This window comes from Paenibacillus sp. Soil766 (genome assembly GCF_001428105.1).
Classification (GTDB): Bacteria; Bacillota; Bacilli; order Paenibacillales; family NBRC-103111; genus Paenibacillus_E.
Genome location: NZ_LMSJ01000003.1, coordinates 209,592 through 222,054, shown reverse-complemented (window position 1 = coordinate 222,054; position 12,463 = coordinate 209,592). Strand labels below are relative to the sequence as shown.

Genomic DNA, 12,463 nt, shown 5'->3' with positions numbered 1-12,463 from the left:
CATTCGTTAACTAAAATGCACAACGCTGATTTGAGTAAAACAGCATAAATTCATGGTTTAATGCGTGCTTAGAAATCAGTTGTTAGACAGTCTGACGTACGGTGGTGTGAGAGGTCGGGGACTAGCCGTCCCCTCCTACTCGATTCAATACTAAAGGCAGATCTATCAGTGATCCTAATGTTTCAAAAACGCTTACTAGCGGGATTCTTATATCATGGAGGTGGTTCTAGTTAAAAACCGTGATACGTGGTAATATCTTTTTTGAACGGGGGGGAGACTCGATGAATTTAAACTCAATAGCAGCTCGCTTCAAACAAGTCACTTTTAAGAAAAGAATTATTTCTATCTTTCTCCTCAGCATTCTAATTCCTTTTATATGTCTTGGAGTTGTATCTCTCTACACGATTAATTCGATCATTACCAATAAAGTTGAAAGCTCCATCCAAAGCAGCTTGAAGCAGGAAGTATTGGCAATGGAGAACACATTGAATAACTTAAATCATGTTTCTCAGCAGATCGCTTTTGGTAGTGGGAGCAATCGACTGTCTGAACAGCTGCAGCATCAGATCGACCCTTATGAGCTGATAAGGCTTCGTAATGAGATTAAGAATGAACTGAACGTGATTACCTTCTCTAATCCGAACGTAGGATTAACGATGTATTACTACTCGGATACGGGGACGTACGATTTCGAAAATTTTGCAGTCAGGGGTCAATTCAATCCGGAGCAGCTTCCAATTATGTCGAAATATCCGGAAATTACTTACTATGGTCCTCACAAAAGTTACAACAGATCCATTAATCAGTTGGTCTTTAGCACAATGCGGAAAGTAAATTTACCGGAACAAAACGTTTATTTATACATTGAGACAGGTTTTAACGCCACCAAAAATTTATTTGCTTCTGATAGTCAGCAAAATAAATCACGACGGCTGATTATTCTAGATAATGACGGAAGAATTGCTTTCAGCCAAGATAATCAAAACTTCCATGAGAATAGTTTGTTTCCTGATTATAGCCCAGAGGACGAATCAGGTTCTTATGGTCAATACGTGTGGTATAAAGAAACAAGTAATCAAGGCTGGAGCATCGTTTCAATTCTCCCCAAGAATGTATTGAATCAGGAAAAGAACCAATGGTTATTTCAAATGACCGGTTTCTTCTTGATTTTCGTTCTAGCAGCGGTCTTGATGGCATGGTTGTTGTGGAAAATGCTATATAAGCCATTGGACAAGTTCAATACGGAAATTAAGACCTTTATTCAGTCCAATTCCGAGGAACGCACAGATTTAACGTTTATACCAGAATTTGATTATTTGCTCTATCAAATCCGTAACATGAAAAGGAAAATATGGGAATTATATGGGGAAATTGAACAGAAAGAAAAGCGGAGAGCGGATCTTGAGGTTGAGAAGCTATTGTATCAAATTAATCCCCACTTCCTAATGAATACGTTGGATACCGTCCATTGGTTGGCTATGATGAATGGGCAGAAAGAAATCGATAAATTAGTTCTCTCCTTAAATAAACTGTTGAATTATAATCTTGGTAAAATGGGAGAAGCAACTACCATCGGCGGTGAGATTCAAGCCTTAAAGGAGTATCTTCAACTGCAAAAAATTCGATATGATTTCCAATTCGATGTCGACATTGATGTAGATGATGATGCGATGGCGTTATCGATCCCCCGTTTTATCCTGCAACCTTTGGTAGAGAATGCTCTTTACCATGGTGTTAGCGATGATGGATATATTCATGTATCTATCCAGTTAAACGATGTGCTTGAGATTACCATCCAAGATAATGGCGCAGGAATGTCGCAAGAGAAGATCGATCAGTTGCTGCGGGATGATACGATGGAAAGCCAAAAAGTAGGAATGGGAATCGGTATGAAGTACGTGAAGCGCATCTTGGAAGCAAACTACGGGGAAAAGTCAAGATTTGAAATTAAAAGCGAGATTGGAAAAGGGACGGTCGTTTCTCTACGCGTTCCTGTTTCAGGAGGTAATTAAAACTATGATTCGCGTGCTGATCGTAGACGATGAGAAGATTGTTCGTAAGGGACTGGTCTCCTTCATGCCCTGGCAGGATTTCGGAATGGTTGTTGCAGGTGAGGCCAATAATGGGGAGAACGCTCTGCAATTCATGGAGACCAACAGGGTTGACTTATTGCTTACAGATTTGTCTATGCCTGTTATGTCTGGGATCGAATTAATGAGGGAAGTGCGGCAAAGACATCCACACATTCAGATTGTGGTTTTGACGCTGCACCAGGATTTTGAATATGTGCAGGAGGCACTACGGCTGGGGGCCATCGATTATATTGCAAAAACCCAGTTGGAGAAAGAGCAGTTTGAAGACGTATTGCGTAGAATTGCTTCGCTCATGGATAAGAAGGATTCGTTCAATAGCCCTCCTATTCAACAGTATGAAATCGGCCGCGTGGATGAATTGTTTGTTTTATACGCCTTACATCAACAAAGCGATGAAATGAAGTCCGGTATTTCCCTGCCTCTAGGAGCAGTTGAGGCAGATGTTGGCGTATGGTATTGGACGGACATGCTGCCGAATGCTATCTCGCCTAATCCGAATTATGCTCTTATTTGCTTCAAAGATCTGAAAGATATGGACCGGAAATCGCTGTTACGGCTTCTTCGGGTCTATCGAAAGAACGACTTGTTCTATGACTATGATCCAACGCAATCCCTTCAGTTCGTTCACAGCGGAAGCATACTGAGTCGGGGAAATGATGAAACAGGTTATGAAATGAATACCGTTAAGCAAAGATGGTTATCCTCAGAATGGATATTGGACGATCAAGTTTTTGACCATATGATTCAAGAGCTAAGAGCGATGAAGCTTCAACCTATAAGATTGACTCGAATTTTCTTTAGTTTAACGGATGAATGGAACCGACTGTATCATCAAATTCTTTCTAACCCCATCGTAGTGGAAGATTTCTTCTCCAGTTGGGTTCAATTTGAGGCATGGTTAAGAGATTCAAGGGAAACGATTCGACAAGCCAATTCAAAGCCTCAATATTCTATTGAGATTCAGAACAGCATTGCGAAGGCGATGACTTTGGCACAACAAATGATGGATCAGCCTGTCAGCGCTGGGGAAATGGCGAAGATGGTCAATATGAGCAGCAGCTATTTTAGCCAGTGTTTCAAACAGATCGCAGGACAAAACTACACCGATTATATACGGGATATACGTATGGAGAGAGCAAAGGAATATTTGAAAAATACAACAAAAACCATACAATGGATTGCGGAACAGATCGGTTACAATGATGAAAAGTATTTCAGCCGTTTATTTCGAGATCAAGTAGGCGTGCTGCCAAGTGATTATAGACAGAGAAAATAATGATAGGGTAGATATTCGTCCGAAAAAGAGGTAGAAATCTTTCGGGCGTTTTTTCTATTTTTATGTAATTGTCGACCTCATTAAATAGGATCATCTAACTTAAGAATATGTGTCCAATGATAAAATGAGATTGTAAAGATCAATCGTTAGAGGGGGAAAGGCAATGAAAAGGATTGTAATGACGATAATAGCTGGGCTGCTGGTAACGACAAGTTTAAGCGCTTGTACTGGTAAAGATCAGAGTACGAGTCCAAGCAGCAGTCCAACAAGTAAAGATAACGAGGTTAAAACGGATCTCATGGCCAAGTTCCCTGAGCCTGTGCAAGTTGCAATAGGTAGAGGAATTGACCCGAATTATAAGTATGGGGGCAGCGATACTGCAGAAAGCAATGTTTACACGCGATGGATGAAAGATACGTATAACATTGCTGTCACTCATGCGTGGGAAGCATCAAATGCAGACTATAGTCAAAAAGTAAGCTTGGCTATCGCCAGCAATGATCTGCCGGATGCGATGTTGGTTAACGAATCCCAAGTAAGGCAAATGGTGAAGTCAGGACAATTAGCCGATTTATCGGAAGTTTACAAGAAGTATGGAACCGATAGATTGAAAAAAATCTATGATTCAAATCCAGGACTGCTGGATGGAGTGACCTTTGACGGCAAATTGTATGCACTTCCAGAAACTACGCTGCCTTCGGCACCGATGACTTGGATCAGGAAGGACTGGCTCGACAAGCTGGGGCTCCAGCCGCCTAAAACACTGAAAGATCTTGAGAATATTGCGAAAGCATTTATAGACAATAAAATGGGCGGAGACAACACGCTTGGTATCGTTGGAACTCAACAGGGAGGGGCTCTATATGCAAACTTTCTTTCATCTGGAGACCATTATTTAAATTTCTCGCCGTTGTTCTTTGCCAATAACGCTTACCCGGGTATCTGGGTCAAAGATAAAGACGGTAATGCGGTTTACGGATCCACCCTGCCTGAGACTAAACAATCGTTAGCCACAATGCGCGACTGGTATGCCAAAGGAATCCTGGATAAGGAAATGGGACTTCGGAAAAGCACGCAGGAGGTCATCTCAAGCGGGAAAACGGGGATTTTCTTCGGGCCTTGGTGGTCACCCTACAATTTGACGGATTCGATCAAGAACGATCCGAACGCCAACTGGCGGCCATATGCGGCTCCATTGGACGCAGCGGGGAAATTTAACTCCAATCAAGCAACGGGCAGTTCATTTATCGTTGTGAAGAAGGGATATAAGCATCCAGAAGCCGTTATGAAAATGCTCAATATCCATGTAAACGAAAAAGATCCTAGTTATAAAACGGCTGTCGGCAAAGAAATGACTTCCCAAGAAATTCCTTTGTTCCTTATCATGGGTCATGGCGATCAATTGGAATATGCGGTCAAATCCAGCCAGAAGGTTCTAAAGGGCGAGATGAAGCTGGAGGAAGTAGATAAGCTGAACTACGGTTTTGCTTATGAACTTGCTTCTCATGTCAAAGGTGTTAAGAAAGAGCCGTTTGACAACTATGACATACCAAATTGGAATCAAAAAGATGAGTTCTTCACACACCTGTATGCGCATTTGAACGGTGGATCCGCATTCGTTGATGCTCTGCCCAAAATTAATTGGGTGAAAAGCCTTACAACGGCCCAAACGAAAACGATGCAATCCAGATGGACCAATTTGAAGAAGATCGAAGACGAGATGTTTCTGAAGATCATTATGGGAAGCGCTCCAATCGATGAGTTTGATTCATTCGTGAACAAATGGAAGGAACAAGGCGGAGATCAGATCACTAAGGAAGTAAATGAGTTGAAATAAAAATAGAATGAACAAGACGGGTGCCTTGCTCACTCGTCTTGTTCGATCTATTAAGGGGAGATTGACATGTTAAACCGAGGAGTCTACAAGCATTACTACCTCATGCTTCTGCCTGGATTGTTATGGCTTTTCTTTTGTAATCTGCTCCCAATGTATGGAATACTGATTGCATTTAAAGATTTTAATCCAGGCATTGGCTTATGGAAGTCTTCGTGGATCGGACTGGAAAATTTCCGTTATATGTTCGAACTCGATGATAGTAAACAAATATTTCAGAATACGATTTTTATTGCTTTAATGAAAATGATTGGTAACTTGATCGTTCCCTTAGTATTTGCCCTTATGTTAAATGAAGTGAAAAACAGGCTGTTCAGCCGTTCGGTTCAAACGATTGTGTATCTGCCTCACTTTCTATCGTGGGTCATTATTGCTGGCATCATGCTGGATATTTTCTCTCTGACAGGCCCGATTAATCAGATGTTGTCTGGTTTCGGCGTTGATCCAATTCTGTTCTTTGCCAATGCCAATATTTTCCCTGGTCTTATTATTGCAAGTGATATTTGGAAGGAATTTGGTTTTGCCGCAATTATTTTTTTCGCGGCCCTGACGTCCATTAACCCTGAAATGTACGAAGCCGCAGCCATAGATGGGGCTTCCCAGTTTAAACGATTGATCAGCATTACACTTCCGAGTATATTACCGGTTGTTGTTCTGTTGGGCACATTAAGCTTGGGAAATATTCTCAATGCCGGATTCGATCAAATATTCAATCTTTATAATCCGACCGTATATTCGACAGGTGATATTATTGATACGTGGGTCTATCGGGCAGGCTTACTTGATATGCAATATGGATTGGCTACAGCGGTTGGACTTCTTAAATCCGTTGTCGGTCTAGTCTTGATATCTCTCTCTTACGGATTAGCCTACCGTTTTGCGAATTATCGAATTTTCTAATAGATAGGTGTGATGATGATGATTGAAGAACGTTCATTACTTTCTAGGATAGGAAATGGTTTTAATATACTCCTTCTTATATGGATTACGCTCCTTTGTATTTTACCCGTGTGGTATACGTTAGTAGTCTCACTGAGTGATAAAGCGGCTGTAGCTGCAGGGCAAGTGTTTTTTTGGCCTCAAGGTTTTACCTTTGGCTCGTACCTAACGATTATAAATGACGAGCAATTTTTTAGATCGTTCTTTATTTCTGTACAACGTGTACTCTACGCAGCCGTTATTACATTTTTCGTTGTGTTATTAATGGCCTATCCGCTCTCCAAAACATCGAATGATTTTAAACCGAGAAATGTCATCATGTGGCTTCTGATTTTTTGCATGCTATTTAGCGGTGGGTTGATTCCCTGGTATATGACGATGAAAAACCTTGGTATGATTAATAGTATTTGGGGTCTTGTACTTGGAGGCGGCTTACCTGTTTTTAATGTCATACTGGTCATGAATTACTTCCGGAACTTGCCGAAGGAAATGGAAGAATCCGCGCTGATGGATGGTGCCGGACCGTGGCGTATTCTGTTCGGCATATTTTTACCTTTATCTACGCCTGTGTTAGCCACGATCCTAGTGTTTACGATTGTAGGTCATTGGAATGAATTTTTTCAAGCTCTAGTATTAATGACGAAGAATGAGAATTACCCTCTGCAGTCCTATATTCGACAAGTGGCGCTCGTGATTGATCCTTCCAAAATGGATGCGGAATCCGCCAAGAGACTTACAACCTTATCCAACCAGACGTTGAATGCGGCGAAAATTTTTATTTCTATGCTTCCTCTATTGGTGATTTATCCGTTTTTTCAAAAATACTTTGTTAAAGGAATAACGCTTGGTTCCGTTAAGGGCTAAAAGTTGTTCCGAAGGGGATATTCCAATAGTTCAATGGGAACTAGACGAATATTCCCTTTTTGAGGCATATTTAATGTGAGGAGGGCAGCCAACCAACAATCTGTAATACCGTTAACACGACCTCAATGACGATAAGAATCACGACAATCCATTCTACGAACAGACCTCGGATCGAATGACTAATCGTCGAAAATCCTTCTAAGATATGATAAAGAATATCTGTTTTACTTTTCAAGATGGTATAGCGGTCATTTAATTCAAAAAACACGATCATCTCTTCGTAAAACTGGCTTGCTGAGCTATGCGTCCAAGTCAACTCAGGTTTATCCAAAATCATGATATAAGCTAGCGTATTATACTCATGGCGGACGATCTTGGCGGTCGTTCTGGCCAATTCCTTGTTGCCAACACGAAGCTTTCCTTTTTCCAATCTATCAATCATGATTTCGAGGTTATCTTGAATCTTCCCGAGTTGGTCCTCGCTTCTCTCGAGTGCCACGGATTTGGCGAGAACTGTCGCGATCATTTCAGGTAAAAAGAACTCATACTCCGAGGTGACCACATATTCATCCGTCAAGGTCAAACTCTCGTTTTCGTCGATATGCAGACTATAGTCATCTGTGAATTTATCGGCTCTTTCGAGTGCGATATCAGGCTCGAAAGATTGAATAAACTTCAATAAAGCCGTGATTTCATCCTGATGTGTCAGATTCACGAAGACAACACTTCCAAAGGAAAAGACCAGCACTTGCTGCAAATCATCTAATTCCTTTTGATAGATCTTTTGAAGAACTTTATGCCTCAGGATTAATGGCTGTTCCCATGTGTACTTTTTGGGAATGCCACTATGAATCGCAATTTTGTTCAGATCAATTTCATTGGTAATCGCCAAAGCCTTAAACGTAATATCTTTCATGGTTCACCACTCATCATCTAACTAGCATATATACTCGCTAGTATTAGCAGTAAATGGTAAAAATACTCCTGTATCAAAACTACAGAATTCTCCCTAACAGGGTTCCAGCTTGTTTTGCAATTACTTGAGGCGGGTAAGGCATTCCGTTTCGGATCCACCATTCAATTATTCCTACATAAGCGGTACCCGCAAATTGCAACATGACATCTTCTTCAATGAAATCCGCATTTCTTCCGCCTTCTCTGTCAATCTCACCTTTGAATCCTTCAATAAAAGAAGCAAGAAGCCGAGTTCTGAAAGCTGACGGGACACCTGTACTCGCTAACATGGTTGAAAAAAACAAATGATTTTTCTCGAAATATTCAAAGTAAGGTACAAGAGCCTCGTTCCAATCCATCTCACATGCCCATTCATCCATCTCTCCTAATTCATTAAGATGTGTTTCTATGAGTTTATCCAATAAATCAAATTTGTCCTGATAATGAAGATAAATGGTTCCACGATTCAAATTTGCTCGGTCAGCAATATCTTGAATTGTTATATCATCGAAATTTTTTTCAGTCATCAGTTCAATAATAGCTTTTTTCAAAGAATCCTGTGTTTTAAGAATTCTCCGATCCACTTTAGCCATCGTCTATTCACCAAACTTTCTAAGATAATTAACACTTTCAGTACTTGTGTTGAGATATCAACAAATCACGTTTCTTTAACCATTGAATTTATGTACTTGATTATATAATAATAGACACATGTTGGCTAATCAAATACTTTTGGTTAGTCATCTTAATCTGATTTATGAAAAAGGAGACAACACCCATGTGCAAAACTCACGTTCTACGTGTTCCGGCTGCCAAAGCGCCATTTGAAAAGGTTATTATTGAAAGAAGACAATTACGTCCGGATGACGTCTTGATTGATATTAAGTATAGCGGTATTTGCCATTCTGATATTCATAGTGCATACGGGGACTGGGCTGGCGGGATTTTCCCTATGGTGCCTGGCCATGAAATCACCGGGATTGTAACGGCAGTAGGGGAGAAGGTAACGAAATTTGCTGTAGGCGATCGCGTTGGTGTAGGCTGCTATGTGGACTCTTGCGGAGAGTGCGAGTACTGCCTACGAGGAGAAGAACAGTATTGCTCCAAAGGTTTTGTAGCCACCTATAACTCCTTGGACTATGAGGGCAATCCAACCTATGGCGGTTACAGCCAAAACATTGTCGTTACCGAAAGATTCGTTGTGCATATTCCGGATCATATGGAGTTAGATGTAGCCAGCCCACTTTTGTGTGCCGGAATTACCACCTACTCCCCTTTGAAACGCTGGAATGCCGGTCCGGGTAAAAAGGTAGCTATTCTAGGGATGGGGGGGCTTGGACACGTTGCGATACAATTTGCGCATGCGATGGGTGCTGAAGTTACAGTATTAAGCCGGGCAAAAGATAAGGAAAACGAAGCGTTGAGCTTTGGCGCAGATCAGTATTTTTCAACGCTTGATCCTCAAACCTTTAACACGTTAGCCGGTCGTTTCGATCTGATTCTAAACACCGTATCCGCCAAGATTGATGTCGATTCGTACTTATCGCTGCTTCGCGTAGACGGGACACTTATTAATGTCGGCGCACCGGCGGAACCAAGTCAATACAACGTATTCTCCCTAATCATGAGTCGTCGTAGTATTGCGGGGTCTTTAGTTGGTGGACTTCCGGAAACGCAAGAGATGCTTAATTTTGCCGCCGAGCATGGCATTACGCCTCAAATCGAGATCATCCGTGCTGAGCAAGTAGACGAAGCGTATGAGCGAATTTTGCGGAGCGACGTGCGCTACCGATTCGTTATCGACATATCAACTTTATAGAGTTCCTATTGCGTCTTCATTAGGAAAGTGTAGACTGTAAGCGATGGGAACAACAGCGCAAAAACAAATACGTAACTTTATCGGAGGAATTTATAAAATGGAAATCAGAAGAGTTGGATCTCAAGCTTCGGGAAAAGGATTGTCTGAATATTTTACCGGCACGGTTCGCATTGATCCACTGTTTGAAGCAGCCGAGCCTGCACGCGTAGCTGGAGCCAGCGTTACGTTCGAGCCAGGTGCACGGACAGCATGGCATACTCATCCGCTCGGTCAAACGCTGATCGTCACGGCAGGCAAAGGGCGGGTTCAACGCTGGGGTGGTCAGATCGAGGAAATTAGTCCCGGAGACGTGGTCTGGTTCCCGCCGGGCGAGAAACATTGGCATGGAGCTTCGTCCACCACAGCTATGACTCATATAGCCATTCAAGAACGTCTTGACGGCCAAGCGGTTGAATGGATGGAGAAAGTCAGTGACGATCAATACCAGTCCTAAGATCGTTCTCGTCAGAAAGAAGTTTTTTACAATAAGACAACAACCGAGGGAATTTTATACAAAAACAAGTGAAACCCTGCTATAATACAAAAAGAGAAAGGATGTGCAGATTTTTGCCTTACGTGGCACCAGCTCAGGATGTATCTTATAGCGATTTAAATATTTTCACTGCATATAAAATTTATGAGGTTGTGAAAGAAAATCAACATACTTTTTTATTACTGAATGATAAAGGCGAATTAGATGAACTACATAAATCATTGATTCGTGGAAGGTATCCCACTTATAAAATGGCTGTCATACATAATAATCTTTTTCTTTGGATATGCGTTAAATTCATTAAAACAATTGTGCCAAGAAAACAAATAGCGAAAACTTAGAATCAGAAGATAAACCTATTCTTTTCCCTTTCACCTGAGAGGAAGAATAGGTTTTTTTTCGTTTCCGGGAGTGTGACATTTTTCACATACAGATTTGCGTACTCGATCCTGCTGATGGATATGAATATGGTATCCAAGGTTCATAACGGGATGAAGGCTTACATGCGGCATATTTCTGCGGGGCAGTTCTCGCAGTGACAGATATCTCGGAGGTACGTCACATTCTTAATGACAATTTGCCCATGATCAAATGCAACAGCATCTTCCTTCTTCATATCACTTAACATGCGATTGACACTTTCCCGCGTAGCCCCTATCATATCAGCCATTTCGGTATTGTTAATCTTATAGTTAATGTGGATGTGGTCACCTTGGGGTACGCCATACGAATTACTTAACCGTATTAATAATGAACAGAGCGCCCCAGGCTTGCCGTACATCATTAAATCGCGAAATTTCGTTTCTGTCATTCGGTGCATAAGTCCCATCCATTTCATGAATTCAATGGCGAGGTCTCCGTGCTGCCATAGCAGGATCTCGAGGTCTTTTCGCTGAATCACACCAAACTCACAATCCTCAGTCACTTCGCCGCTAAAGCTTTGCAAAGAGTTCTGAAAAGGATCAATTTGCCCGAATAAATCACCTGTTTGGTGAAGATACAGAATGAAGCTTTTACCCGATTCAGATAGCTTGGTGATCCGCACCCCGCCTTGGATGACATAATACAACCGATCTGCGAGATCGCCTTCCCTGAACAAGAAATCCCCCTTTGCAGCGTGTTTCCGATACATGATGCTTTGCAGTCTATCGAAATTTTCTTCAGAAAAGAAATTCATTATACCAGTAGGTGCTTTCGCTTCTTTCAAGACCATAGGGACCAACTCCTCGACGGTTCGTTATTATCTTTATCATAACGTCTTTGGTTAATGTTGGTTATCGGGAGTTCTACTGATCTTTGAAGGCAATAATCCCCATCTTCTGTGAGGAAAATCACACTGAGAATCCCTACTCCCCTGATCATTTACTAAGGGAATAAACTGTGAATTCACATAATCTCCTGATAGGGAAATCAGGGTTTTCCCTGACTTACAAGATGTTTATTAACATCTACAATGATAAGTAAGGAAATTCTGCACTGCCGCGTCAAAACGGAGGTGGCCCAAATGGCGATAGACGATGCAACCATTTTAGAAAAGCTAGAGCGATTACGAAGTTTGACATCTTGCGATTTCATAGCACTGGCGCTTCTTCAAGAGCATGCTGGGTGCAACCGCTGGCAATATGTAATCGGCAACAGTAATGATCGATATCAACAAATGGTGATCAAAAAAGATCAGGGATTAGCTGGCTCTGTTCTGCGTTTAGGCAGATGGGTGAAACTTGATGATACTCATCCCAAGCGTCATCAAGAAAGACTCCATTGTCCGCTCATGCTCGCCGAACAATTGCAGACGGCAGCCGTATTTCCACTCATGCCTATCGTTAGCTCGCAGATCAGGGGTTTGCTTTTCATCGGTAAACGAGAACAAACCAGTTTTGAACACGATGAATTGCTAGCGGTTCAATATAACATCGACACGTTGGCGTCTTATCTTTTTGTGGCGGAGGGCGGCGACGCGCATGAGTAAGTCGATGAAATCGACTTACAGCCGTCCAGAGTGGCCGACGCGCCCGCGTAAGTCGAAAAAATCGACTTACAGCCGTCCGAAGTGGCCGACGCGCCCACGTAACGACTTACWGCCGTCCGAAGT

Annotated in this window: 12 protein-coding genes; 9 read left to right on the top strand and 3 right to left on the bottom strand. The window is 41.9% G+C overall.

What is annotated here, in order from left to right:
* The first annotated feature begins 281 nt into the window (after positions 1-281).
* The 5 genes from ASG89_RS03830 (at position 282) to ASG89_RS03810 (ending at position 7,066) form a co-directional block, all read left to right on the top strand.
* Complete coding sequence (locus ASG89_RS03830; RefSeq protein ID WP_057308975.1) at positions 282-2,012, top strand: sensor histidine kinase; 1,731 nt, start codon at positions 282-284, stop codon at positions 2,010-2,012.
* Positions 2,013-2,016: 4 nt separating this feature from the next.
* Positions 2,017-3,369, top strand: coding sequence for a response regulator (locus ASG89_RS03825; protein ID WP_057308974.1), 1,353 nt, complete (start codon positions 2,017-2,019; stop codon positions 3,367-3,369).
* A gap of 163 nt (positions 3,370-3,532) precedes the next feature.
* Positions 3,533-5,206, top strand: a complete 1,674-nt coding sequence (locus tag ASG89_RS03820; protein ID WP_057308973.1) for an extracellular solute-binding protein — start codon at positions 3,533-3,535, stop codon at positions 5,204-5,206.
* Between the two features lie 66 nt (positions 5,207-5,272).
* On the top strand, positions 5,273-6,163 hold the full coding sequence (locus ASG89_RS03815; protein ID WP_057308972.1) for an ABC transporter permease: 891 nt from the start codon (positions 5,273-5,275) through the stop codon (positions 6,161-6,163).
* An 18-nt stretch (positions 6,164-6,181) separates the two neighbouring features.
* A complete protein-coding gene (locus tag ASG89_RS03810) occupies positions 6,182-7,066 on the top strand; it encodes a carbohydrate ABC transporter permease (protein ID WP_057308971.1) in 885 nt (294 codons plus the stop codon).
* Between the two features lie 70 nt (positions 7,067-7,136).
* On the opposite strand, the gene ASG89_RS03805 is transcribed toward ASG89_RS03810, so the two are convergent.
* Positions 7,137-7,982: an RMD1 family protein gene (locus ASG89_RS03805; RefSeq protein ID WP_057308970.1), complete on the bottom strand. Its 846-nt coding sequence runs from the start codon at positions 7,980-7,982 to the stop codon at positions 7,137-7,139.
* A 79-nt stretch (positions 7,983-8,061) separates the two neighbouring features.
* Entirely contained in the window at positions 8,062-8,613 is a 552-nt protein-coding gene (locus tag ASG89_RS03800) for a TetR/AcrR family transcriptional regulator (RefSeq protein WP_057308969.1), read from the bottom strand.
* Positions 8,614-8,798: 185 nt separating this feature from the next.
* Between ASG89_RS03800 and ASG89_RS03795 the strand changes: the two genes are divergently transcribed.
* The 3 genes from ASG89_RS03795 to ASG89_RS03785 all read left to right on the top strand — a co-directional run bounded on the left by ASG89_RS03795 (position 8,799) and on the right by ASG89_RS03785 (position 10,712).
* Positions 8,799-9,839 (top strand): NAD(P)-dependent alcohol dehydrogenase, encoded by a 1,041-nt coding sequence (locus ASG89_RS03795; RefSeq protein ID WP_057308968.1) that lies wholly within the window; start codon positions 8,799-8,801, stop codon positions 9,837-9,839.
* A gap of 97 nt (positions 9,840-9,936) precedes the next feature.
* Positions 9,937-10,332 (top strand): cupin domain-containing protein, encoded by a 396-nt coding sequence (locus ASG89_RS03790; protein WP_057308967.1) that lies wholly within the window; start codon positions 9,937-9,939, stop codon positions 10,330-10,332.
* 113 nt (positions 10,333-10,445) lie between these two features.
* Entirely contained in the window at positions 10,446-10,712 is a 267-nt protein-coding gene (locus tag ASG89_RS03785) for a hypothetical protein (RefSeq protein WP_057308966.1), read from the top strand.
* Between the two features lie 158 nt (positions 10,713-10,870).
* On the opposite strand, the gene ASG89_RS03780 is transcribed toward ASG89_RS03785, so the two are convergent.
* The gene (locus ASG89_RS03780) at positions 10,871-11,584 is read right to left on the bottom strand and encodes a Crp/Fnr family transcriptional regulator (protein WP_057308965.1); all 714 of its coding nucleotides are present in this window, start codon (positions 11,582-11,584) and stop codon (positions 10,871-10,873) included.
* A 291-nt stretch (positions 11,585-11,875) separates the two neighbouring features.
* On the opposite strand from ASG89_RS03780, the gene ASG89_RS03775 reads away from it, so the two are divergent.
* On the top strand, positions 11,876-12,340 hold the full coding sequence (locus ASG89_RS03775; protein WP_057308964.1) for a GAF domain-containing protein: 465 nt from the start codon (positions 11,876-11,878) through the stop codon (positions 12,338-12,340).
* The last annotated feature ends 123 nt before the right edge of the window (positions 12,341-12,463 follow it).